This window comes from Rhodococcus sp. 66b (assembly GCF_002076325.1).
GTDB lineage: Bacteria > Actinomycetota > Actinomycetes > Mycobacteriales > Mycobacteriaceae > Rhodococcus_F > Rhodococcus_F erythropolis.
In genome coordinates, this window is sequence record NZ_MUZB01000010.1 from 258,388 (window position 1) to 282,810 (window position 24,423).

A 24,423-nucleotide genomic window follows, 5' to 3' on the forward strand; every position below is an offset into this window, starting at 1 on the left:
CCGCATCAGAGTAGCTTCAGATTATGTTGGATTTCGAGCAACTGAGGGCATTGCACGCTGCGGTCGACGAGGGAACCTTCGAGGCGGCGGCGCGGAAGTTACACATCACGCCTTCGGCGGTCAGCCAACGAATCAAAGCTCTCGAGACCTCGGTTGGCCGGATCCTGGTGCAGCGCACCAAACCCATCCAGGTCACCGATTCCGGGAGAGAAGTCCTGCGTCTTGCCCGTCAGATAGACGCACTGTCGCGTGACACCGTGCGAGAACTCGGTTTGGAAAACGGTTCGAACACTTTCGCCCGCGTCTCGATCGCGGTCAATGCCGATTCGCTGTCCACTTGGGTTCTCGGGGCCCTCGCGGAGTTCACGCAAGAAGTCAGTTTCGATTTTCATCTCGACGATCAAGACCACACCACCGAACTGCTGCGCGACGGTTCGGTCATGGCTGCTGTCACGTCGGTTGCGTCACCGATTCAAGGGTGTACCTCCAGTCGGTTGGGCATCATGCGGTATCGGCCGATGGCGAGCGCAGAGTTCTGCCGTCGCTGGTTCGCAGATGGTGTCACGGCCGAATCCCTTTCGAAGGCACCGCTGGTGGTGTTCAATCGCAAGGATCTGCTGCAGGATCGGTACCTCGATCAAAAGGTCGGCCACCCGGCAGATCCGCCTCGCCATCTTGTTCCGTCATCGGCAGACTTCGCGGACGCCGTCAGACGGGGATACGGGTGGGGGTTGATACCGGACCTGCAGTGCGGCGAAGACGATCGCGGCGGAGTGCTGATCGGATTCGATCCGGACTTCGTGGATGACGTTCCGCTGTACTGGCAGCAGTGGAAACTGTCGTCACCCGTCTTGCGCCGGATCTCCGAAGTGGTGACCCGACGCGCTCACGAGGTGTTGCATCAGCCCTCGATCTGATGTTCGCCGCCCTTGCGGCGTTGTGCTCGGGGAACAAAGAACCTGGATAAGTTGATCCCCTGAGACCGTTTCTTCGGCCGCAGGACGCCGATAGTGTTTTGAGTCACACACGAATGAAAGGTGCTGACTCTCGTGGCGGACATCGGATATCTGGCTTGGGATCTTGCGGAGAAGTACGGGAAGAAGCCGTGCCTGCGGGACGACCACGTCGAACTCACGTATGAAGAGTTCGCAGAGCGTACGGAAGCTGTTGCCGCGCAATTGGCCGGACTCGGAATCGGACTCGGTGACGTGGTGGCGATCATGCTGCCCAATCGCGCCGAGTTGCTGATCGCGATCATGGCTGCCTGGCGCATCGGTGCTGCAGCTACGCCCATCAATCCGATGTTCACCGCGAACGAAGCGGATTACCAGATCGCGGACTCCGGGGCCGAGTTGGTCATCACCGCTACTGCCGATGCGCCCTCGGGTGGCCGTGCGGTGTTGGTCGTCGACGATCTGGCGACAGTGCCGCCGACCGATCCCCGACCCGGAATCGATGTTGCAGCAGACGATCTGGCGTTGCTCATCTACACCAGCGGCTCCACTGGACGGCCCAAGGGAGTGATGCTCACGCATTCCAACCTGCAGTTCATGGCTTCGTCGATGGGCAAGAACATCGGTGTTACCGGCGCGGATCACTGCCTGCTGATTCTGCCGTTGTTCCATGTCAACGCGATCTGCGTCAGCGTCCTGACGCCCTTGCTTGTCGGCGGACAGGTGAGTGTCACCGGGAAGTTCTCGGTTTCGAGATTCTTCGACGACGTTGCGCGGCTTCGCCCCACGTATTTCTCGGCGGTGCCGGCAATCTACGCGATGCTGACCTCGCAGCCGGAAGACGCCTCGATCAATACGTCATCTTTGAGATTTGCCGTGTGCGGTGCGGCGCCGATCAGCAAGGAACTCCTCGAACGCGCGGAGCAGCGTTTCGGTTTCGTGATCGTGGAGGGTTACGGACTCACCGAGGGGACCTGTGCGTCGGCCTGTAATCCTGTGGAGGGCCTGCGCAAACTGGGTACGGTCGGCCCGGCGTTGCCCGGCCAGCAGATTGCCATTCTTGCCGAGGACGGAACCTTTGCTCCCGTCGGAACTGCCGGAGAGGTGGTCATCAAGGGCGGCAACGTGATGCGTGGCTATCTGGGCAAGCCGGAGGAGACCGCGAAGACCGTCAAGGATGGTTGGTTGCATACCGGCGACGTCGGGGTCCTCGACGAAGACGGCTACCTGACCCTGGTCGATCGCATCAAGGACATGATCATCCGTGGGGGCGAGAACATCTACCCCAAGGAGATCGAAAATTCGCTCGCCACACATCCTTCCGTGCTCGAGGCCGCCGTCATCGGCGCTCCGCACCAGGTCTACGGAGAGGTGCCAGTTGCCTATGTCGTTGCCTACCCCGACGCGCCCGTCACCGAAGGCGAACTGCTCGAACATGTCACGGCCTTGCTCACCCGAGTAAAGGTGCCAGTGGCGATCTACGTCGTCGATACGCTTCCCCGAAACCCGGTGGGCAAGATCGACAAACCCGGAATGAGACGAGCTTTGAGCGCAACTCCCGCTCACTAGTCCCTTCCCCGTAATACCAGCACAACTCGACGACGTGCGTCGAGTCGATCCGTCATGCCCACATTCCGTATTTCAGGAGCACATCATGGGATTCAAAGAAGGAAACTTCCCTCCCGTCGATCCGGCAACCTTCATGGACAAGCCGTTTCTCGAGCGTCTGCGTGACATGTCCACGCACTGGGTGGATTACGGCTTCGGTACACCGAAGATGGTCCACACCGTCTACATCATGAAACTGTTGTTCCTCTACCTGGCAGCTGGAACAGCCGTTGCCACTTTGACTTCCGGCCTCTCGTGGTTCGACATCGGATCATGGTGGAACCAGCCGATCGTCTACCAGAAACTCATCATCTGGACGATGATGCTCGAAATCCTGGGCCTGGCAGGGTCTTGGGGTCCATTGGCCGGCCACTTCAAACCGATGACCGGTGGAGTTCTTTACTGGATCCGCCCCGGCACGATTCGCCTTCCACCGTGGCCGGGCAAGGTGCCGCTCACCTCGGGTGACACCCGCACGGTGTTCGACGTCTTCATCTACGTCGCCGTAGTCGCCAATCTTCTTGTTGCCGCGGTTCTTCCCGGCGTTCACACCGCAGGAATCGATTCGGCAATCGCCGACAATGCCGGACTGGTACGCCCGACGGTCTTGTACTCCTTCCTCGTGCTCATGGTGATTCTCGGGTTGCGGGACAAGGTGCCCTTCATCGCTGCCCGTAGTGAGCAGTACCTGCCGGCGATCTTCTTCTTCACGTTCCTGCCCTTCGTCGACATGATCCTGGCGCTCAAACTGCTGATCGTCATGGTGTGGATCGGTGCCGGTGTCTCGAAGTTCGGCCGTCACTTCTCGCTGGTGGTCCCCCCGATGCTCAGCAATACGCCGTGGATCCCGTCGAAGAAGATCAAGCGTGCGCACTACCGGAATTTCCCGGAGGATCTGCGACCCTCGCACCTCGGCGGCGGGGTCGCACACGTGGCCGGAACGATGGTCGAAATCGTCACTCCGTTGATACTGCTGTTCTCGACGAACAAGACACTCACCATTCTCGCCGTGATCCTCATGGTCGGATTCCATCTCTTCATCGCGTCGACCTTCCCGCTGGCTGTTCCGCTGGAATGGAATCTTCTGTTCGCTTACGCCTCGGTCTTCCTGTTCCTGGGCTTCCCGGCGTGGGACGGCTACGGCCTCGGCGCCATGTCTTCACCGTGGATCACAGCGGGAATTATTGCAGCCCTTGCCTTCTTCCCCATTCTCGGAAACCTTCGACCCGATCTGGTGTCGTTCCTGCCGTCGATGCGTCAGTACGCCGGCAACTGGGCATCTGCGACGTGGGCATTCGCGCCGGGCGCCGAAGCAAAGATCGACCAGTACATCAAGCGTCCGTCGCCGGATACGCGTAATCAGTTGATGACGATGTACCCCGAAGATGTGTCCGATGTCGTTCTGCATCAGCTGTTGGGTTGGCGTTCCATGCACAGCCAGGGGCGTGCACTGTTCTCACTGATGATCAGGCACCTCGGCGACGACATCAACACGTACTCGCTGCGGGAAGCCGAGTTCATGTGCAACTCCATCGTCGCCTTCAACTTCGGTGACGGGCACCTGCACGACGCGAAGTTGATTGCCGCCATTCAGCGTCGCTGCAATTTCGCGCCCGGCGAGTTCCTGGTGACCTGGATCGAATCGCAGCCCATCCACAAAGGAACGCAGGAGTACCAGGTGATCGACGCCGCTCTCGGCGTCATCGAACGAGGTACTTTCAAGGTCGCCGACGCAGTTGCCGAACAACCGTGGTTGCCGAACGGGCCCATTCCGTTCGACGTTCAGTGGACACTGGACGTACGGGCCGACCGCGCGGCAACAGATCCGCAGGTTGTCTCCGAGCCGAAGATGCGTACGAGGGCCAGCGGTAGCGAGCAAGAGGTGAGTAAGTGACAAAGGCCGTAGTCGTCGGCAGCGGGCCCAATGGGCTCGCTGCCGCGGTACACCTCGCACGTAGCGGTGTGGACGTGCAGGTGCTCGAGGCTGCCGACCAGATCGGCGGAGGCACCCGCTCCGGTCCGATCGACGTGCCGGGGTTGATTCACGATCACTGCTCGGCGTTTCACCCGATGGGTATCGGCTCGCCGTACCTGTCCAAGCTGGACCTCGAGCGATACGGGCTGATCTGGAGATGGGCAGAGGTGGACTGCGCGCATCCGCTCGACAACGGGGACGCCGGTGTTCTGTACCGCTCGCTGGAGCAGACGGCGGCGGGACTCGGCGCGGACGGATCTCGATGGCAACGCATGTTCGGTGACTTGTCGACGGGATTCGATGCATTGGCGTCCGACCTGATGCGCCCGATCGTCAATGTCCCGCGGCATCCGCTGCGGCTCGCAGCTTTCGGTCCGCGAGCGCTGCTTCCGGCAACCGTGACCGCGAAGTTGTGGAAGACCGACAAAGGGAAGGCGCTGTTCGGCGGGGTTGCCGCGCACGCCTTCTATCCACTCAACCGTCCGGCCACCTCGGCGGTGGGATTGATGATCACTGCTGCTGGTCACCGCTACGGTTGGCCGGTTGCCGAGGGAGGTTCGCGTTCGATCACCGACGCCATGGCCGCGATGCTCCTCGATCACGGCGGCAAGATCGACACCGGCATTCGGGTTCGCACGGCCTCCGAGATTCCGGACGCCGATGTTGTTCTGCTGGATGTCAATCCGGGGGGTGCGCTCGAAATACTGGGCGATCGACTCCCTGGCCGAGTGGCGAGAGCCTATCGAAAGTTCAAGCAGGCTCCCGGAGCGTTCAAGGTCGATTTTGCGATCGAAGGTCATGTGCCGTGGACCAATCCGGATTGCGCTCGGGCCGGAACTGTCCATCTGGCAGGTGGTTTCGACGAAATCGTGGCCGCTGAGCGTGAGACGAATTCAGGCCGCATGCCGGACCGGCCGTTCGTGCTCCTCGGTCAGCAATACCTGGCTGATCCCACCCGATCCGCCGGGAACGTTCATCCGCTGTACGCCTATGCGCACGTGCCACACGGATATGCCGGCGACGCTACAGAGGCGATCATTCGTCAGATCGAGAGGTTTGCGCCAGGATTCCGGGATCAGATCGTCGCGACATCGAGCAGTGGTACAGCTGACCTGGCACAAGACAATCCGAATCAGGTAGGCGGCGACATCATCGGAGGTGCCAACACCGAACTGCAGGTTGTCTTGCGTCCGCGCGTCGCAGTCGATCCGTACAGCACGGGGATCGCGGGCACTTACCTGTGCTCGGCCTCGACCCCGCCGGGTGCCGGAGCACATGGAATGTGCGGGTACAACGCGGCCGAATCGGCTCTGAAGTACCTGCGACGAAAGGGTGCGGAAGTTCTGTGAGTAGTCCATCGCACAAGGAGCGAGGCGCCGGCGCGATGCGGCGCCTCGCCCGAGTGCCTGCAGCCGCGGAGCCGGAAGTGCTTGCGGTGGTTGCCGAGTTGGCCCGACGACTCGACGAGCGCAGTGCCGACATCGCGCGTGAGATGGCCTTCATGATGGCTCACGAAATCGACCAATTGGATGCAGACGCCAAATTGCTCGAAATGCTCGAGGCCAGCGTGCAGGGAAACATCACGACGATCATCCACGTACTGGCCAACGACATTCCGATCGATCATCTCCAACCGACCACTGCCGCAGTGGAATACGCTCTGCGTCTGGCGCAGCGGGACGTTCCGTCCAACTCTCTCGTTCGGGCCTACCACATGGGCCAAGGCGATCTGATGCGGATCTGTCACGACGAGATCAGCACACTGGATATTCCGGCGCGACTCACTTTGGCTGTCCTGAAACACACTTCGGATGTGGTCTACAGCTACATCGACTGGATCACGCTCTACGTCTTCGACGCGTACGAGCGGGAACGCAGTCGATGGATGGCAGCGCAGGGAAACCTCCATTCGGCCGCGATCCACGCCCTCCTGTCCGGCACCAACGCAGATACCGCTGCTTTCGAAGCTGAGACCGGATACCGACTTGGTCAGAACCACGTCGCCCTGGTGGTTTGGTCGACATGGGATGCGGACGTCATGGGTATCAACACGCTCGATCGACTCGTACGTGATCTCGGCGCAGCGGCGGGAGCGGACAAGCCGCCGATCATCACCGCCATCGATCGACGCACGGTGTGGGCGTGGCTGCCGTTCGGTCGCCGGGTGCCTGCGCCGGATCCGGAGGTTCTCGCTGCGGCAGTGCCGTTGGACGGCGGAGCGCGGGTGGCAATCGGACTGCCAGGGTCAGGGGTCGAAGGTTTCAAGCGATCTCACGAACAGGCAACCGCCGCCTATTCGGTTGCTGCCGTGCCGGATACGCCGCAACGGCCGGTGGTGAGCTTCGGGGACCGCGGCGTCGCTGTGGTTTCACTTCTGTCCGAGAACATCGATTCTACGAAGTCATGGGTCTGGGAGGTGCTAGGCCCGTTGGCGGACGATACGCCTTCTGCTGCATCCTTGCGGACGACGTTGAGTGTGTACTTCGCCCACGGAGAAAGCCATCTGCACACTGCCAATCACATGAATCTGCACCGGAATACGGTGAAGTATCGCATCAACAAGGCGCTCGGAGATCCAGTCGCTGCCGGCCGAGACAAGTTGGATCTCGCTCTGGCCCTGCAGGTTTGTGAGTTGTTGGGTAGATCGGTCTTGCGCCCCGCCAAAACGTCGTGAGTTGTGGACGCGACACGGCCTGTGGGCTCCGTATCGGGGTTTGATGACCGATGCGGAGCCTGGCCGTGTTCTGTTGTGCCTGAGGTTCTTCTCAGGTTTTGAAGGTGGTGTTCGCGGGCCGTGGGTGCTGGCCGGGGTCGATCGAGGGTGGTGGGATGAACCAGGGTTTGTTGTCGACGCCGATGCGGATTTCCCATTTCCCGACGAACCCGGATTTTCGGTGCATCAATCGATGATGTGAACGGCACAGTAGGACAAGGTTGTTCATCACAGTCGGGCCACCGTTGGCCCAGTGCCGGATATGGTGCGCATCCGTCCACGCGGGCACGCACGCGCAGCCCGGGAACGCGCACCCCTTGTCTCGGGCGATCAACGCCACTCGCTGTTCGGCGGACACTAATCGCTTGCCGGGTTTCGCATCGAGCGGTGCGCCGTGGTCGTCGAGCAGCACAGTCGAGAGGAAACAATCGCACCCAAGGAGTCTGGTCTGCGAGACCGAGAGTGGTCCGAGCCACGGCATGTGCCCGACATCAAGATCCGATACAGCCGCTCCAACACCATCGGGAGGCGAGGGTGTTGCGGCGCAGTCGCGGTGCTCCGCTAAATCACGAGCATTGATGTGCACGTTCACGTGCGGACGCTGACCACCATCCGTGCCGGTCTTGGCGCAGTCCAAATACCGGCGGACCAGTTCGGTGAATCCATCCGCCGTCCGCTTCGCCGCCGACCGAGAATCCGGAGTTCCATCCGGTGCCGGGGTCGGCATCGTCAGATTCGACAACGCCGACAACAACATTTCCCCGGTGAGGGCATCGAAATCACCGCGCACCACCACCCGACCATTCAACGTCGACGCGATCCGGAGCTCGTTCCGATCCATATCCTCGGCGGGCGGAATCTCATCGGACTCGAACACTCGCTCCAAGGTCGCGATAACACTCCGCACCTTCGTGGTCGTCGACTCCACGCCCGACGCAGCAGCCAACAACAAATCGATACAGCGAGGGAGCGCCTCCTCCGGCATCCCCTTCGGCGGTGACTCGCAGAACGCCACGATCAACACGGCATGCTCGAACGAGCAGTCCCCGCCATCGAACCGGGCAGCCACCGCCGGAAACGGCCGTAGCGCAGCCCCCAGGGCGGCGATCTTCTTCCCGTCCCGAACCTGCAGCATCGTGTTTGCCGCCAACCACGAACCGACCCCGCGGCTCGCAATCACCTGATCATCGGGACGCAACGACAACTCGTCCACCACCGCCACCCGCACAGCCTCGAGACGCAGAATCTCCGAACTCGCCTCGATAGCGACGGCCCGCAGCTCCGCCGTGGTCAGCTGCCACAGACGTCCGCGCAAGCCCACCGCAGAACCACAAACGACGTCAGATGATGTGTTGATACTCATTGAATCCCCCGATCCCCACCTCAAACCATATTCGAATATGTGTTCGAGTCAAGAGCTAATTCACTTAAGAATCGGCCTGACTCTGCGATGTCAGCGGGTTGTCATACTGTGGTTGAGTGACTTCGCCGTGGACAGCTGGGCAGGTGGCGTCGGTAGCTCCCGACGCCGCATCGCTGGCCGCTGCGCGCAAGTTGGCTGGTTCGTGGAGCCATGCCGGCAGTAGCGGTCTCGCGCTCTGGGGGCTGTGTCAGGGCAGCGGCTCGAAGCCGTATCAAGCAGTGGTTGACCTGCGGGGCCCTGCATACAAGTGCTCGTGCCCCAGTCGAAAGTTTCCGTGCAAACATGCTCTGGGGCTGCTGGTGGAATGGTCGGAAGGGCGTGTGCCGTCGACGGACGAGCCGGCCGACTTCGCGGCAGAGTGGTTGTCGCGCCGCGAGGAGAAGGCCGAGAACACCGGCGAAAGCGGTGACGAGGTTCCCAAGAAGTCTCCCGACCCGGCGACAGCGCAGAAGCGTGCCGACCGCGTTGCGGGCGGGCTCGTCGAATTGGACCTGTGGATCACCGATCAGATCCGCAGTGGTCTGGCAGCGATGGACACATCCTGGGCGGGCTTCGACGCGGTAGCCGCTCGAATGGTGGATGCTCAGGCGCCCGGTATTGCAGGCACGCTTCGAGCATTGGCGGGAATCGTTGCGTCTACGGAGAACTGGCCCGAGAAGGTCCTCGACGAGTTGGCTCGGTTGCACCTGCTGGTCGCTGCGCATCAGAAGCTGTCCGAGTTGCCGGAAGATCTTGCCTATTCGGTGAAAGCGCACGTCGGCTATCCCGTCTCAACCGAGAGTGTGATGGAATCGATTCCGGTGAAAGAGAACTGGATGATTCTCGGTTCCGGGATCACCGAGGAGAAGCGACTGTTCACCCGAACCGTGTGGATGCTCGGCAGGAATTCGAAACGGTGGGCCATGCTGCTCGACTTCTCCCACGGGTCACCCAACTTTGCCACCGAAACGCCGCCAGTCGGGTTTCTGCTCAATGCCGATGTTCATTTCTATCCCGGTGCCGCGGCATTGCGGGCGCGGATGGGGGCAACGCACGGTGAACCGGAGCCCTTCACAACCATGCCGTTCGGAAGCATCGACGCTGCGTTGCAGCAGTTTACCGATGCCCTCGCCGCAGATCCCTGGTTGCGCTCGTGGCCGGCAGTGATCAGTTCGGTGGTTCCGTCGTTCGTCGACGGTTCCTGGTTTCTCGTCGACGAATCGGGCACAGCGCTTCGGGCAGAGGGTGATTCGGATCTTCTGTGGAAGTTGCTCGGTATTTCCGGCGGTTACCCGGTCACGGTCTGCGGAACGTGGAATGCGCTGGCTCTTACTCCGATCTCGGTTTTCACGGGAGGGCAGGTGATCGTGCTGTGAGCACTTTGATCTCGGCTGCTCTTCTCGGGACTGCCAGAACCTCAACAACATTCGAGGAGCTGCCGGCCGAAGTGCGGGGCCACGCCCGCGAACTCGACGGCGATCCTGCCGAGATGCTTCTGGCAGCAGCAGCGTTGGAGAGGGCGTACCGCCGTGGCGGTGCGGGCTCCACCACGGCGGCCGTGCCGACACCTGCTCCAGACGATGTGCGATTCACGCTGCCGGAATCCTCATCGGCGCACTTGCTGTCGATGCTTGCGGCCAAAGCGACCTTGCTCGACGAGTGGTTCGCAGTCGCGTTGGAGCGCAACTACCGTGCGCCTGATCATCTGGTCGCCGAGTTGCTTTCCTTTGCACGTGCGAGCGAAGCTCACCGGGAGAGCATCCTGCAGATCGTCGGCGAGCGTGGCCGATGGCTAGCCGCGCAAAACCCTGAGTGGAGCAAGCTCGTCCGAACCAGGGATGCAAATCCGGATGTCTGGCGTCACGGAAGTTCGTCCCAGCGCACGCAGTGGCTGATAGACACTCGCCGAACAGATCCCGCGCTGGCACTGGCCGAACTCAGAAAATCGTGGGGCACCGAGCGGGGCGAACAGAAGGCTGCATTTGTCTCGACTCTGGCAATCGGATCGAGCGCCGACGATCAACCATTGTTGGAGGAAGCCCTCGACGACCGTCGCAAGGACGTGCGACGCGCAGCAGCGGAGGTGCTCGGACGTATTCCCGAATCGGAGTTCGGGGAGCGAATGGCTGCGCGGGTTCAGAAATGGGCGCGGGTGGAGCGGAAACTGCTTCGATCCAAGTTGGTCATCCTGTCGCCTGAGGAAGTCGATGCGGCGTCGAGGCGAGACGGCATCGAAGATCGGCCGAATCCACACACCGACTATCGTGCCGAGTACGTGCGTCAGGCGATCAGTTCTGCACCGTTGTCTTTGTGGAACAACATGATCGGTGAACCCGGCAAGGTCATGGGGATGAGCGTTGACGAAGGCTGGGAGCCGATCCTTCACGACGCTTGGTCCACCGCTGCAGTCGCGCAGAACAATGCGGAATGGGCGCTGGAACTCTTTCGCACGCGCGGCACGGCCACCGATCGACGCCTACTCCCGTTGGTGCCGGCCAAGGCGTTGGCTGACCTGTTGAGGTCTGGAAACGGCGACGCCAACGTTCTGCACCCGGGCAGGGCAGCGATCTACGACGCTCTGCGAGGTCCATGGCCAGACGACATCACCCGGGCAGTCGTGGCCCAGTGGGAACGAGTTGCGGCCAGACGTGCCGATGGGGGCGCCAAGGCCGGCGAATTCTCGCGCTACAAATACAGCGCATCGCTACGCCTAGCCGAGAGTCGATTTCCCTACAGCGCAGTAACTTTGCTCGATCGTGCTGCGGAACGTGCACGTGACCCGGACTGGCGGCAGACCTTCGCCAGAACTGCCAGCGCCATCACCCACCGCAAGACCCTGCTCGAGGAGCTCACATGACTGACAGCGCAACCGTGCCCACCACAGAACCGGCAAAGCTGATGCGGCCCCACGCAGAGCAGGAGTACGCACTCGAACTCGAAGCACTGGCCGCGCAGGACACCCGCCCGCGTCCACCGTCGTGGAACTTGTCGCCCTGGGCCGTGGTGACGTATCTGTTGGGTGGCACTCTCGACGACGGAACGGTCATTTCACCGAAGTACGTCGGTCCACGGCGGTTGATGGAAGTGGCCGTCGCAACTCTTGCCACCGACCGGGCGCTACTGCTGTTGGGCGTGCCGGGTACAGCCAAGACCTGGGTCTCCGAACACCTTTCGGCTGCAATCTCGGGTGCGTCGACGCTACTGGTTCAAGGCACGTCGGGTACACCCGAGGAAGCTATCCGCTACGGCTGGAACTACGCACGCCTTCTCTCGGAGGGGCCGACCGCCGGTGCGCTGGTGCCGTCACCTGTGATGACCGCGATGGAAACCGGGAAGATCGCCCGCGTCGAAGAGTTGACGCGTATTCCGGCCGACGTGCAGGACGCCCTCATCACCATTCTCTCCGAGAAGACGTTGCCGGTGCCGGAACTGGGCATCGAGGTGCAGGCAGCCAAGGGCTTCAATCTGATCGCTACCGCCAACGATCGCGATCGCGGTGTCAACGATCTGTCGTCCGCACTACGTCGACGGTTCAACACAGTTGTTCTCCCGTTGCCGGCCAGCGAGGAGGACGAGGTGGCTATCGTGGCACGCCGAGTCGAACAGTTGGGCGCAGCACTGGAATTGCCGACAACCCCCGCAGCAGCCGAGGAAATTCGCCGGGTCGTCACCGTGTTCCGGGAACTGCGATCAGGCACGACCACCGACGGCCGCACCAAGTTGAAGTCCCCGTCCGGAACTCTGTCGACGGCGGAGGCGATCTCGGTGGTCACCAACGGTTTGGCGTTGTCTGCGCATTTCGGGGACGGCGTACTTCGGGCATCCGACGTCGCTGCCGGAATCCTGGGTTCGGTGATCAAGGATCCGATCGCAGACAAGGTTGTGTGGAACGAGTACCTCGAGGCAGTAGTGCGTGAACGCGGCGAGTGGTCCGACTTCTACCGGGCGTGCCGCGAGGTCACCGGGTGACCATCGTGATTCCGGACCTGCGTGTCCGGGTCTTCGGTATCCGTCACCACGGCCCGGGATCTGCTCGTTCGGTTCGGCAGGGCCTGGAAGAGTTTTCCCCCGACGTGGTCCTGATCGAAGGTCCTTCGGATGCAGACCCGTTGGTGATGCTGGCGGCATCGGAGTCGATGGAACCGCCGATTGCGTTGCTCGCGTACGCTACTGGCGAACCGTCGAAGGCGGCCTTCTGGCCGTTTGCGGTGTTCTCACCTGAATGGCAAGCGCTGCAGTGGGCTGCGAAGAACGGTGTGCAGGCAAGGTTCTGCGATCTGCCCGCGTTCAACGTGTTGGCGGATCAGGGGATTCGTACTGTCCGCGAGGGCGATCCTCTGTCTGAACTGGCCGCGGCCGCGGGTTTCGACGACACCGAACGCTGGTGGGATTCGGTGATCGAATCAAGCTCGGGCGCAGATTCTTTCGATGCGATCACCGAGGCGATGGAGGCGCTGCGTGAGACAGTGCCGATCGACGAGGAGACAGCGCATCGCGAAGCGTATATGCGGCAGGTGCTGCGAAAGACGTTGAAGGATGGCGCCGAGCGGGTAGCGGTCGTCTGCGGAGCTTGGCACGCGCCGGCGTTGGTCGGAGCCCTGGGGCCTGCGGCTCCCGACGCCCGCATTCTCAAGGGGATGTCCAAGGTCAAGACCTCGCTGACCTGGGTTCCCTGGACACATTCACGCCTGGCGTCGGCATCGGGTTACGGAGCCGGAATCACCTCGCCGGGCTGGTATCACCATCTGTTCACCGCGAACGACAAGACGATCACGCGGTGGCTCACCAAAGTTGCGAGGGTGCTCAGGGACGAGGACCTTCCCATCTCGAGTGCTCACGTCATCGAAGCTGTCCGATTGGCAGATACGTTGGCTGCACTGCGTTCTCGCCCGCTGGCCGGATTGTCGGAAGTTACCGAGGCTACGAGGTCGGTGATGTGCGACGGAAACGACGTTCTTCTGGATCTGATCACACGAAGACTCGTTGTGGGCGAAGCCCTGGGCACGGTGCCCGAAGAAACTCCGACGGTTCCGCTCGAAGCAGACCTGCGAGCACGTTCGAAGACTTTGCGGCTCAAACAACAAGCGGGAGCCAAGAATCTCGATCTGGACCTGCGACGCGATATCGACGTCGAGCGTTCCCAGTTCCTGCACAGACTGGGGATCCTCGAGATCGATTGGGGAACCCCGGCCGACAGTGAGGTCCGTTCCACCGGAACTTTCCGAGAGACTTGGGCGCTGCAATGGAAGCCCGAATTCTCGGTCTCGGTGATCGAGGCGTCGCTGTGGGGTACGACGGTGGCCGCAGCGGCGGCATCACGTGTCGTCTCGAAGATCAACGAGCCGGACATCACTCTCGCGTCACTGATCGGACTACTGGAGAACTCACTGCTCGCAAACCTCCCGGCAGCTTTGTCTGCGGTTTTGGAGAGTGTGAAAACAGTTGCGGCACTAGACCATGACGTGTCACATCTGATGGCGGCGCTACCCACGCTGACCCGAACGCTGCGATACGGCGATGTGCGCGGAACCGATGTGACGGCGTTGATCGACGTCGCCGACAGCTTGTTGATCCGGATCTGCACCGGCCTCGCAGTCGCCGTCACAGGACTGGACGATCCCAGCGCCGAGGAGTTTCGTGATCACCTCGACAAGGTTCACTCGGCAGTCATGGTCCGTGACGATCGCGATGCGAGCGCACGGTGGCTGCAGGCGATGGCCGGCGTGATCGACCGTGACGACGTCAACGGTTTACTAGTCGGCCGGATGGTGCGGCTACTGCGCGACAGCGGTTCGATCACGGAAACCGCTGCAGCCCAGCGCTTGTCTCGGGCCCTGTCCGTGGGCAGCGCGCCGACCGCCAAAGCCGGGTGGGTCGACGGGTTTCTCGGCGGCGGAGGGCTTGTGCTCGTTCACGATCGAGCGTTGCTCACGCTGATCGACACGTGGGTCCGCCAACTTCGCGAGCAGGACTTCGTCGATACGCTTCCGTTGCTTCGACGCACGTTCGGAGCCTTCGAGGCAGGGGAGCGTCGAGCGATCGGTCAGGCGGTCAGAGGTGGACGACGCGTCGAGACGACAGTGGAGACTGACGCGCGACGCGGCCGAGCGGCAATGGCGGTCGTTGCCGAGATACTGGGAGCGCGCGTATGAGCGACGATGATCAGCGCCTTCGGCGCTGGAGATTGATGCTCGGGGAATCCGCCGAAGAATCGACGGGAGGGCTGGGCCAACCGGGCGACAGTCGAATGGATGCAGCTCTCGCAGCGCTCTACGACTCGTCCGGCCCGACCAAGGGGCGCCGCCGCTCAGCCGGATTGGGGGCGTCGGCGCCGTCCGTCGCCAGATGGCTCGGCGACATCCGGACATACTTTCCCAGCACGGTGGTGCAGGTGATGCAGAAGGATGCAATCGACCGACTGGGTTTGGCGCAGTTGCTGCTCGAACCGGAACTGCTCGATGCCGTCGAGCCCGATGTACATCTGGTCGGGACGCTGCTGAGCCTCAACCAGGTCATGCCGGAGGCCAGCAAGGCCACTGCTCGAATGGTCGTCGGGAAGGTGGTTCGGGAGGTCGAAGAGCGAATCGCGCAGAAAACGAAGGCCGCGGTGACCGGGGCACTCAATCGTTCGGCCAGAACGTCGAATCCGAAGTTGCGTGACATCGACTGGGACCGAACCATCCGAGCAAATCTGTCGCACTACCTGCCGGAGTATCGAACCGTCGTCCCCGAGCGGCTCGTCGGATACGGCCGCAAGTCGAAATCTGTGCAGCGCGACGTGGTCCTGGCGATCGACCAATCGGGTTCGATGGCATCCAGCGTCGTCTACGCGTCCGTGTTCGGCGCGGTGTTGGCGTCGATGCAAGCGCTGAAGACTTCGCTCGTGGTTTTCGACACCGCCGTCGTCGATCTGACGGACAAACTGTCCGACCCCGTCGACGTCCTGTTCGGGACCCAACTTGGTGGGGGCACGGACATCAACCGCGCAATCGCGTACAGCCAGTCGCTGATCTCGCGTCCTGCCGAGTCGATGTTTGTTCTGATCTCGGACCTCTACGAGGGCGGTATTCGGAACGAGATGCTGCGGCGCATGGCGGCCATGAAGAATGCCGGCGTTCAGGTTGTGGTTCTGCTGGCGCTCTCGGACGACGGCGCTCCATCGTTCGATCACGACAATGCAGCGGCGCTGAGTGCCCTCGGGATTCCCGCGTTTGCGTGCACGCCGGACAAGTTTCCGGAACTGCTCGCGGTCGCTCTGGAACGCGGCGACGTGTCGGCCTGGGCGGATCAACTCGCACTCGAACAGCGCTGACTCGAACGGCACTGACTCAAACAGCCTCGAACAGCCTCAAACAGCACTGACCGGTCTGCTTCGAAGACCTGAGCACCGGGTACACCCGCACGATGGGTGACGGACAGGTTGCTGGTTCGACTACGCAGGCGGGTTCGGGGCTGGTTCTCACGGTGTTGGCGAGCAGCCAGTTCCTGATGACCCTGGACAGCTCGGTCATGAATGTTTCGATGGCGACCGTCGCCGAGGACGTCGGCACGAGTATCACCGGCATTCAAACCGCGATCACGCTGTACACCCTGGTCATGGCGACTCTGATGATCACGGGTAGCAAAGTCGGTTCGATGATGGGCCGTCGCCGAGCCTTCGCACTCGGCTTGGTCATCTACGGCGCTGGTTCTCTGACGACTGCGCTCGCTCCGAATCTCGTGGTCCTGTTGATCGGTTGGTCGTTCCTCGAAGGCGTTGGCGCGGCGCTCATCATGCCCGCGATCGTTGCGCTCGTCGCCACCAACTTCCCGGCGGAGAAGCGTCCGGCGGCCTACGGCCTCGTCGCTGCAGCAGGCGCGATAGCCGTGGCAGTGGGGCCGCTGATCGGCGGCGCGGCGACGACATTTGCGTCGTGGCGTTACGTGTTCGTCGGCGAAGTCGTGATCGTCGTCCTGATCTTGCTGGTGCTCAGCAAGGTGGTCGACGTCCCACCGTCGAAGTCGCGCCTCGACTACTTCGGTTCGATCCTGTCCGTGGTGGGACTGGGAATGATCGTCTTCGGTGTGCTGCGTTCGAGCGAGTGGGGTTGGGTGCAGGCCAAACCTGGCGGGCCGCAGCTGGTGGGGTTGTCTCCGGTGGTGTGGCTGCTGATCGTCGGGCTCCTTGTCGTTTACGGATTCCTGCGATGGGAGGGTCGACTGGCCGCTGCGGGGAAGGAGCCTCTGCTCGATCCGGCGATGCTGCGAAACCGCGAACTCAGTGGCGGGCTGTCGATGTTCTTCGCGCAGTTTCTGGTGCAGGCGGGCGTGTTCTTCGCGGTTCCTTTGTTCTTGTCCGTAGTTCTGGAGCTCAGCGCTCTCGAGACCGGAATTCGCATCCTGCCGTTGTCGGCGGCGCTCGTCGTGGCGGCGATCGGTATTCCGAAGCTACGGCCTACCGCGAACCCGCGACGCGTGGTCCGAGTCGGATTGTTGGTCATGGTCGTCGGCATTCTGATGCTCGTGGCAGGCATGGACCCCGGCGCCAATGCGGCGATCGTGATGATTCCCATGCTGTTCATGGGTTTCGGCTTGGGGTGCCTGTCTTCGCAGCTCGGAGCCGTCACGGTGTCCTCGGTCCCGGACGAACGCAGCACCGAGGTCGGCGGGTTGCAGAACACCGCCACCAACCTCGGCGCATCCTTGGGAACTGCCCTGATCGGATCGGTTCTCATTGCCACTCTCACGACGTCGGCGATCGCCGGAATCGAAGACAATCCGGCGGTTCCGACATCGGTGCAGCAGCAAGCGAGCACCGACATGGCCTCGGGGGTGCCGTTCCTGTCGACGACGCAACTCCGATCCGCTCTCAATGACGCCGGCGTCGCCGAGTCCACGGCGGATGCGATCGTGGACGTGAACGAAGAAGCCAGGCTGGACGCGTTGCGTGTCGCTTTTGCCGTGGCAGCGCTGCTCGCAATCGCCGCGTTGTTCCCGACCGCTCGAATCCCCCGCGTCGCGGTCGGCGACAAACGTGGTTCGAGCTAAGAATCAGCAATCGGGGATCGACCTGGAAGATCGACGGAACGACCTCTGGATATAGTGATCTGCGCACAATCGATTCGTCAGATGGCTACCGTTGTGAAGGAAACAAGCAGCGAGTCTGAAACACTGACGTTTCACCGGATAAGGGTTCGGTGGGGAGCCAGGGGAGGTTCGGATGGCCAGGCGAGCGGATTCGACGCCCGCTGATGGCGCCTGCGCTGGTGTCGGGATGCCTCACTGATGAACCGTCTGAGTCGATTGAGTCGGCAAGATCCTGCTTCGGAGACCGACTGCAACAGCCTGTTTCGCCGTCAGATCGACGAGGCTGCGGCCGTCGCGCCGTTCGCCAATCTTGCGTACATGGCGAGTTTGGTCGTGATTCTGACCTACACCGTCCCGCCTGGACGTCAGACGCTCAGGTGGTTGGGCGGCGCCCTCATCTTTCTTGTCCTCGCGAATTCGATTCGAGTATGGATACCGCTTCGCTGGCGACCGTCGAAGCACACACCGCGCTACGACTACGTGGGTCTGCTCGTCGAAGTGATCGTTGTCGCGACCCTAGACGTCGCACTTTTTGCCCTGCTCTTTCACGACATGGACGTCTTCCGCGACTTGGTTCTGATCGCGACGATGGCAGGAATCATGGGCGCCGGGACCGTGACGTTCTCCAGTCTGAGATCGGTGAGCCTGACCTGGATCTACATTCACGGCCTCGGCGTCTTCACTGTTCTCATCGTCCACGCCGAACCCCACTTTCGCGTACTTGCGATTCAGTTGTGCATCTACATGTTTGCGCTCACCGTAGGGGCGGTCTATCTGTCGGCCTCGTTCCAGAGACGTTGTCTCGCAGAGTTTCAGGCGGAATCCGAGCGTCAGACTGTGGCGTTGTTGCTCGACGGTTTCGAGGGCGGTTCCCGCGACTGGCTGTGGGAGTGCGACACCAACGGCCGGTTCTCCCACACCTCGGCACGTCTCGCCGAGGTCGCAGGTATGACGGTGGACGAGTTGCAGCAACTCACCTTCGGGCAACTCCTCACCAGACTCCAGATCGCGTCGAGTCCGGAGGGGCGTGCGGCCGCGGCCCAGATGATCGACAAACTCGAATCGAGTGCCCCCTTCCGGGACACCGTCGTGCCGGTGCATGTCGACGGTAGGCGGCGCTGGTGGTCTCTTTCCGGTAATCCGCGGGTTCTCGAATCCGGCGTGATTCTGGGTTGGCGCGGTGTCGGTTCCGACATCACGGAGAGGTATGTCCACGAGCAAGAGATCCTTCGCCTTGCGGCCACCGACTCGTTGACCGGGTTGCCGAACCGTCGTGCGTTCGGTGTGGCGCTCGAGGAAGCGATCAATTCTCGGGCGCCGGACAAGCAGGTTCTCGTCGGGATTCTCGACCTCGACAATTTCAAATCGGTCAACGACACCCTTGGACATCCGATCGGGGACCAATTACTTCTCGAAGTCACGACACGCCTGCGCAAGGTCGTAGGTTCGGACATGTGCTCGCGGATGGGCGGCGACGAATTCGGGCTGATCGTCTGCACGTCGTCGCGCGACGATCCCGGAGTGATCTTCGATCGGTACCTGGAAGTGCTGCACGAACCATTCTTCGTCGAAGGCAATCGAATAGAAGTGCGGGCCACGATCGGTTACTCCAGCGCGCCCGAGGATTCAACAGACGCCGACGGATTGGTGATGCTGGCGGATCTGGCTCTGTACGAAGCGAAGTCGACGGGGCGCAATCGAGTAGGCAAGTTCTCGCCGCTGCTGCGGGCGAGGGCATCGGCGCGGGCGACTGCGCTCCACGAGCTGGACAGAGGGATCGAGGAAGGGCAGTTCGATCTCCACTATCAGCCTCAAGTCGATACTCAGACCGGTGAAGTGGTGGCCTTCGAGGCTCTTCTACGGTGGAACCATCCCAGTCGCGGCCTCATCGGGCCCAGCCAGTTCATCTCGGTGGCGGAGGAAACCGGAATGATCATTCCCCTCGGCGCGCAGGCAATGGCGATGGCGACCGCGGCTGCTGCGGGGTGGCCGACCGGAATCGGCGTCTCGGTCAACGTTTCACCAGTGCAGTTGGTGTCGCGAGAGTTCGGTGCGATGGTGAAGAAAGCTCTGACGGATTCGGGCTTGGCTCCGCATCTGCTGCAGCTCGAAATCACCGAGACAGGTGTTGTGGACGATCGCGCGATCCGGGATCTCTACAAGCTGCGTGAGCTCGGGGTTACCGTCGCACTCGACGATTTCGGCACCGGCTATTCTTCCTTCGCCACGCTCCAGAGACTTCCAATCGACGTTCTCAAGATCGATCGCATGCTGGTCACCGACTCGGACGATCCGAAGATGTCCGTGGTGAAGTCCATTGTCGAATTGGCCGCGGCTCTCGGTATGAAATCGTTGGCCGAGGGCGTCGAGACCATCGAGCAGTTCCGCCGCGTTCAGTGGGTCGGGTGTGACCTGGTCCAGGGCTATCACATCAGCAAGGCTCTGACCGCTGAGCGCGTCGATGTGTATCTTGCCGCCACGGACACGGAAACCGGGCGCAGCGTCCACCCACTTACGTGGCTGTGAATCAGATCTGAGCCGAGCGGATCGTATTACCGCCTGCCGCTTTCGCTTGATACATCATCGAATCCGCGACATTTGTCGCCGCCAGGATTGCGGAAGCACCGCCGCTCCACGCCTTCGATTCGGCGGTCATCATCACAGCTCCGACACTCACCGTTGTGGGGATCGCGTCGGAACAATCCGACAGCGCCGCGTTTATCCCTTCGATCAACAGGATTGTCGATTCGGGATCACCGGCAATGACAGCCAGATATTCTTCTCCGCCCGTACGAGCGATGATTCCGTGTTCGCCGAGATGTGTGCTCAATCGGTTCGCGGTTCTTCTGATGACATGATCGCCTTCGGCATGACCGTGAAGATCATTCACCGTCTTGAATTTGTCGATATCGACGACGACGAAAGCGAGAGACGAAGAATCGTCTCGGGTGCTCTCGAAGAGATCGCCGACTGCTCCTTCCAGTCCCCGACGGTTGAACAGGCCAGTGAGGGGATCGCGGTCCGAATACTGGGCATCGCGGTAGAGAGTGCGCCAGGTCAGGTGCGCAAAAATGGGAACGAGTGTGACAGCTCCGAAAAGAACGGTGCCACGGGCCAGAAGCGTCGTGATATCGACGTCGCCTTCTAGATAGGCAAGAACAAAAACGGTAGTCGTGATGGTCGTCGACCAAACGACATGAGCGACAAGCCACCTTGCGCTGACAAAGAGCGTCGCAAAGGTTCCGGTGACCGCGAAGACGGTGCAACCGAACGTCGCGGACGAGCGATCCGGCACCAGAAGGACTGCGGCCGCGATCCCGAGATCTGCGAATATCCCGAATGCAAGCAACCCCCGGCGTCCGGGAAATGGTTGTGTGAACCAGCATGCGGCGATTCCCACACACGTGCAGATCATGAAAATCGAAAGTGCTTTGCCGGGAGTGGTCGGCGGCGTATCCGGGCCGATCAATTTGTAGAACGCGGAGAGTCCGAAGATGATCGTCATCATTCCGAGCAAGGTTCGGAAGATCGGAATGATTGCTCGGCCGGATCTCTGGTGCTTTATCCACTCGTAGTCGTGTGGTTCGTTGAACCATTCGTGAAGTGTTCGCCAAGAACTGTGCCCTTCGGAGGCGATGACAGGGCTCGGCATGCTGTCTATTTTGCCTTGAATTTAGGTAAAGAGAAAATCTGTGTTCGACCGGTTCCACCGGCTCGATTTTTTTCGGGGAAGAGGTTCTCTTACCGAGTCGAGCGCTTACTCGATGCTTGTTTCGAGCGTTGTCGGCACTGCTTTGCTTGTTGGCCGAGATAGTCCCGAGCTATCCGACTTTTCAAGTACAAGACCTTTTCATGCGCTAGGCGACGAGGACGACACCCAGTACGACCCAGAGTGGGCGAAATTTCGTTGGGACGGATAGCCGGATTTCAGAATTCCAGTTATTTCGCGAAACTGCCGAGGAACCGCTGCAACAGAGGGTTGTAGATCTCGGGTGCTTCCCAGAACGCTGCATGCCCGACTCCCGGGATCACGTGATACGTGCCCTCCCAGAGATTCGCGAAGGTCAACGACGCGACATAGGACGTGTTGACGAACGGGTCCTCGGCGCCGTCGATCACCGCGAGTGGCACAGACGCCGTTGCAACCAGAGCCTTCTGATCCGATTCGCGGCCGGCGCCGAATGCGTCGAACATGATCTTGCGAGCGCGCCCGTCCGTGCGTATCGCGGCGTCGAGGGCAGACTGCTCGAAGGGAACGGCGGTCATCCGTGCGTAGAGTTCGGCTTCCTGCGCGGTGATGACCTCGGTGCCGCCGATGGACAATCCGTCTCCGGCATTGAATGCGTCGCCGAGCGTCTCGGGATTTGCCGGTGGCGTACCGGTGATGACGATTCCGGTGAGCCCGGGGAATTTCGCGATCAACTCGAGGGCGATGTGTCCGCCGAGCGACCACCCGACGACAACCGCTCGTTCGACGCCGAGTTCGGTCAGAACATCGACGATGGCGTCGGCGTAACCGTTCTGTGTGTACGCGGCTTCGGGTTCGCCCGCGTCCTCGGAGTCGCCGTGGCCGAGCAGATCCAGAGTGATCATGCGGTAGTCGCCCGCCCATCCGGCGTCGACCTGATGACGGAAGATGGAGCGGCTGGCCGAGTTTCCGTGGATGAAGACAACCGGGAAACCTTCGGTGGCACTGTCGTCGACTGCCATGACGCCATGCCGGGTTTCGATCTTGGTGGTTGTCATCGGAATCCTCATCGTTCGAAGTGCACGGTCAGCGGGTATCCACGCTACCGGGCATATGCGGCATAGAGTTCACCCGTGGACTTCGCATTGCGCTCGTGCAGTTGGCACGGTCACGAGACCTACGCTCCGGACGAACCTGAGCTGCGGGATCGACTTCATGTGGAGACAGCGGTAGGACAGGCTTGGCGGTGTCTACGTTGCGGCAACTTCGTCCCGGGAGCACCGCGAGCGTCCGGGCCGGCGGACGCCGCTCCCGAGGTTCCGCGGGGACGGCTGCTTCGCGACCGGTTGATCATGCGACTTCTTGCCACCGAGAGAATGTTCCGCGCTCTGGGGTTGGTTCTTCTGGCGATCGGGGTGTTCAAACTCAGATCGTCGAAGGGGCGCGTCGAGGACGCCTTCGAGAACGAATTGCCGTTGATCAGACCATTGGCCCGCCAGCTGGGTTGGAACATCGACGATTCCAAACTGGTCCATCACATCGAGCAGGCGTTTTCGTTGTCGGCGACGACGCTCACCTGGATCGCGGTCGGTCTGTTGGTCTACGCCGGCCTGCAAGTGATCGAGGCCGTCGGGCTGTGGATGGTCAAACGCTGGGGCGAGTACTTCGCAGTGGTGGCGACCAGCTTGTTCCTGCCCCTCGAAATCTACGAATTGACCGAGAAGATCACGTGGTTGAGGGCCGGGCTGCTGCTGGTGAACGTCGCCGCCGTCGTGTGGCTGATCTGGAGCAAGCGGCTATTCGGTGTCCGCGGCGGCGGCGCGGCGTATCACGCCGAACATTCGGAGGAGAGCCTGCTGACGGTGGAGCGGGCCGCGGTCAAACAGGCTTCGTGAGACCGGCTTTCGACGCGGCAGCACCAGCCAGTGTTGCTGCCCCGATCGTGATCATGGCGGCGAGGAGGATGGCTGCGGGTTCACCGTCGCCCATCACCCCCAATTGAGTGCCCACCGTCACTGCGGCAACCGGTACTCCCAGTTGTGCGGCGGACAGCACGCCGAGAGGGAGCGGAAGACCGAGGACGCGTATCGCGGCGTGAACCACGAGAGTTGCTCCGCCCAAGACCAATCCGAGCCAGATGGCGGACGGATGAGTGACGAGGTCGCGCAGATTGATCGCCGCTCCCAACCAGACGAAGAAGAGGGGCGCGAAGAAGCCGTCGGTGATCGCGAAGAGTTGTTTGGCGAGGCGGCGGGGTTCACCGATTGCGGCCAGGACCAGTCCGAAGGCGAAGCCCGCGAGCATGATCGACACGTGAGTGCTGGAGGCCAGCGCTGCCAGAGAAAAGAGGATCACCAAATTGATCCGGAGTTCGAGTGCAAACTTTCGTTTCTCCGAGAATTTGTGGAGCTTTCGCCAATGGCCGGACCGGTGGAAGGCTCGCAGTACGAAGAACAAGGCAACCGCACACGCCGCCACCGCCAATGCGCCGACACCGGCACGAGGGGCATTGTCCGGATCGATCACCAGAGGCAGCGCGACAATGCAGACGGTGTCCGCGATCGCGACCTGGGCAGTCATCTGCAGAACCGAGGTTCCACCGAGCCCCAGCGAATCGACGATGGGGAGAATCAACGCCGCGGACGACGACGCGATCAGGACCGCGTACAGCGCGGCGTGACCGGTGCCGAATGCCGTCGCCGCACCGTAGCCGGCAACCACCGACAGGAGTCCGACGACAACCGAGCGAACGGCACCCTTGCCGATTGCCGCACGAACTGCCGGATCGCGGACCGGGACGTGTGAGCCGGCCACCATCATCGTGAGCGCGAACCCGATATCGGCCAGGAACGTGAAAGTCTGGTCCGAAGAGTCGAGCAGCCCGAAACCGGTGACACCGAAGACGACGCCCGCGGCAAGTTCGCCGGCCACCACGGGGACATGCCAACTGACGCGAGCGCCGAGCAGCGGACCGAGGATGCCGGCCAGCGCGACGAGGGCAAGGATGCCGAAGGTCAT

The 24,423-nt window shown here is 61.7% G+C and carries 17 protein-coding genes; 13 read left to right on the top strand and 4 right to left on the bottom strand.

Going from position 1 to position 24,423, the window contains the following annotated elements; genetic code table 11:
- Nucleotides 1-23: 23 nt before the first annotated feature.
- From B0E55_RS20335 to B0E55_RS20355, 5 genes are all read left to right on the top strand, one after another.
- Nucleotides 24-917 carry a LysR family transcriptional regulator ArgP gene (locus tag B0E55_RS20335; RefSeq protein ID WP_080910331.1) on the top strand — a complete coding sequence of 298 codons (894 nt, stop codon included), beginning with the start codon at nt 24-26 and terminating at the stop codon, nt 915-917.
- 132 nt (nt 918-1,049) lie between these two features.
- On the top strand, nt 1,050-2,522 hold the full coding sequence (locus B0E55_RS20340; protein WP_070796034.1) for a class I adenylate-forming enzyme family protein: 1,473 nt from the start codon (nt 1,050-1,052) through the stop codon (nt 2,520-2,522).
- A gap of 85 nt (nt 2,523-2,607) precedes the next feature.
- Nucleotides 2,608-4,455 carry a DUF3556 domain-containing protein gene (locus tag B0E55_RS20345; protein ID WP_019745785.1) on the top strand — a complete coding sequence of 616 codons (1,848 nt, stop codon included), beginning with the start codon at nt 2,608-2,610 and terminating at the stop codon, nt 4,453-4,455.
- A complete protein-coding gene (locus B0E55_RS20350) occupies nt 4,452-5,885 on the top strand; it encodes a phytoene desaturase family protein (protein ID WP_080910332.1) in 1,434 nt (477 codons plus the stop codon). The genes B0E55_RS20345 and B0E55_RS20350 overlap by 4 nt, the downstream gene beginning before the upstream one ends.
- A 35-nt stretch (nt 5,886-5,920) precedes the next feature.
- The gene (locus B0E55_RS20355; RefSeq protein ID WP_019745783.1) at nt 5,921-7,210 is read left to right on the top strand and encodes a PucR family transcriptional regulator; all 1,290 of its coding nucleotides are present in this window, start codon (nt 5,921-5,923) and stop codon (nt 7,208-7,210) included.
- Nucleotides 7,211-7,301: 91 nt separating this feature from the next.
- Here the strand turns inward: B0E55_RS20355 and B0E55_RS20360 are convergent, their stop codons facing one another.
- Complete coding sequence (locus B0E55_RS20360) at nt 7,302-8,612, bottom strand: HNH endonuclease signature motif containing protein (RefSeq protein WP_080910333.1); 1,311 nt, start codon at nt 8,610-8,612, stop codon at nt 7,302-7,304.
- 116 nt (nt 8,613-8,728) lie between these two features.
- On the opposite strand from B0E55_RS20360, the gene B0E55_RS20365 reads away from it, so the two are divergent.
- The 7 genes from B0E55_RS20365 (at nt 8,729) to B0E55_RS20395 (ending at nt 20,243) form a co-directional block, all read left to right on the top strand.
- Nucleotides 8,729-10,027 (top strand): SWIM zinc finger family protein, encoded by a 1,299-nt coding sequence (locus B0E55_RS20365; protein WP_080910334.1) that lies wholly within the window; start codon nt 8,729-8,731, stop codon nt 10,025-10,027.
- Complete coding sequence (locus tag B0E55_RS20370; protein WP_080910335.1) at nt 10,024-11,508, top strand: DUF5691 domain-containing protein; 1,485 nt, start codon at nt 10,024-10,026, stop codon at nt 11,506-11,508. Before B0E55_RS20365 ends, B0E55_RS20370 begins: the two co-directional genes overlap by 4 nt.
- Nucleotides 11,505-12,620, top strand: a complete 1,116-nt coding sequence (locus B0E55_RS20375) for an ATP-binding protein (RefSeq protein WP_060937818.1) — start codon at nt 11,505-11,507, stop codon at nt 12,618-12,620. Before B0E55_RS20370 ends, B0E55_RS20375 begins: the two co-directional genes overlap by 4 nt.
- Nucleotides 12,617-14,803 (top strand): DUF5682 family protein, encoded by a 2,187-nt coding sequence (locus B0E55_RS20380; RefSeq protein ID WP_080910336.1) that lies wholly within the window; start codon nt 12,617-12,619, stop codon nt 14,801-14,803. Before B0E55_RS20375 ends, B0E55_RS20380 begins: the two co-directional genes overlap by 4 nt.
- A complete protein-coding gene (locus B0E55_RS20385) occupies nt 14,800-15,963 on the top strand; it encodes a VWA domain-containing protein (RefSeq protein ID WP_046379481.1) in 1,164 nt (387 codons plus the stop codon). Before B0E55_RS20380 ends, B0E55_RS20385 begins: the two co-directional genes overlap by 4 nt.
- Nucleotides 15,964-16,055: 92 nt before the next feature.
- On the top strand, nt 16,056-17,678 hold the full coding sequence (locus B0E55_RS20390) for an MFS transporter (RefSeq protein WP_029256518.1): 1,623 nt from the start codon (nt 16,056-16,058) through the stop codon (nt 17,676-17,678).
- 237 nt (nt 17,679-17,915) lie between these two features.
- Nucleotides 17,916-20,243: a putative bifunctional diguanylate cyclase/phosphodiesterase gene (locus B0E55_RS20395; protein WP_042953181.1), complete on the top strand. Its 2,328-nt coding sequence runs from the start codon at nt 17,916-17,918 to the stop codon at nt 20,241-20,243.
- 1 nt (nt 20,244) lies between these two features.
- Here B0E55_RS20395 and B0E55_RS20400 read toward each other — a convergent pair whose 3' ends face one another.
- On the bottom strand, nt 20,245-21,369 hold the full coding sequence (locus B0E55_RS20400) for a GGDEF domain-containing protein (protein WP_241896103.1): 1,125 nt from the start codon (nt 21,367-21,369) through the stop codon (nt 20,245-20,247).
- A 287-nt stretch (nt 21,370-21,656) separates the two neighbouring features.
- Nucleotides 21,657-22,463 carry an alpha/beta fold hydrolase gene (locus B0E55_RS20405; RefSeq protein WP_080910338.1) on the bottom strand — a complete coding sequence of 269 codons (807 nt, stop codon included), beginning with the start codon at nt 22,461-22,463 and terminating at the stop codon, nt 21,657-21,659.
- A gap of 75 nt (nt 22,464-22,538) precedes the next feature.
- On the opposite strand from B0E55_RS20405, the gene B0E55_RS20410 reads away from it, so the two are divergent.
- On the top strand, nt 22,539-23,300 hold the full coding sequence (locus B0E55_RS20410) for a DUF2127 domain-containing protein (protein ID WP_020971129.1): 762 nt from the start codon (nt 22,539-22,541) through the stop codon (nt 23,298-23,300).
- Here B0E55_RS20410 and B0E55_RS20415 read toward each other — a convergent pair.
- Nucleotides 23,284-24,423, bottom strand: coding sequence for a cation:proton antiporter (locus tag B0E55_RS20415; RefSeq protein ID WP_080910339.1), 1,140 nt, complete (start codon nt 24,421-24,423; stop codon nt 23,284-23,286). The two genes, B0E55_RS20410 and B0E55_RS20415, sit on opposite strands and share 17 nt — an antisense overlap.

What these genes read in the sequence shown, in the direction of transcription:
- B0E55_RS20335 (WP_080910331.1), top strand. Translation starts at nt 24, where the DNA reads ATGTTGGATTTCGAGCAACTGAGGGCATTGCACGCTGCGGTCGACGAG.
- B0E55_RS20375 (WP_060937818.1), top strand. Translation starts at nt 11,505, where the DNA reads ATGACTGACAGCGCAACCGTGCCCACCACAGAACCGGCAAAGCTGATG.
- B0E55_RS20360 (WP_080910333.1), bottom strand. Translation starts at nt 8,612, where the DNA reads ATGAGTATCAACACATCATCTGACGTCGTTTGTGGTTCTGCGGTGGGC.
- B0E55_RS20390 (WP_029256518.1), top strand. Translation starts at nt 16,056, where the DNA reads ATGGGTGACGGACAGGTTGCTGGTTCGACTACGCAGGCGGGTTCGGGG.
- B0E55_RS20395 (WP_042953181.1), top strand. Translation starts at nt 17,916, where the DNA reads ATGAACCGTCTGAGTCGATTGAGTCGGCAAGATCCTGCTTCGGAGACC.
- B0E55_RS20400 (WP_241896103.1), bottom strand. Translation starts at nt 21,369, where the DNA reads ATGCCGAGCCCTGTCATCGCCTCCGAAGGGCACAGTTCTTGGCGAACA.
- B0E55_RS20345 (WP_019745785.1), top strand. Translation starts at nt 2,608, where the DNA reads ATGGGATTCAAAGAAGGAAACTTCCCTCCCGTCGATCCGGCAACCTTC.
- B0E55_RS20415 (WP_080910339.1), bottom strand. Translation starts at nt 24,423, where the DNA reads ATGACCTTCGGCATCCTTGCCCTCGTCGCGCTGGCCGGCATCCTCGGT.
- B0E55_RS20355 (WP_019745783.1), top strand. Translation starts at nt 5,921, where the DNA reads ATGCGGCGCCTCGCCCGAGTGCCTGCAGCCGCGGAGCCGGAAGTGCTT.
- B0E55_RS20405 (WP_080910338.1), bottom strand. Translation starts at nt 22,463, where the DNA reads ATGACAACCACCAAGATCGAAACCCGGCATGGCGTCATGGCAGTCGAC.
- B0E55_RS20385 (WP_046379481.1), top strand. Translation starts at nt 14,800, where the DNA reads ATGAGCGACGATGATCAGCGCCTTCGGCGCTGGAGATTGATGCTCGGG.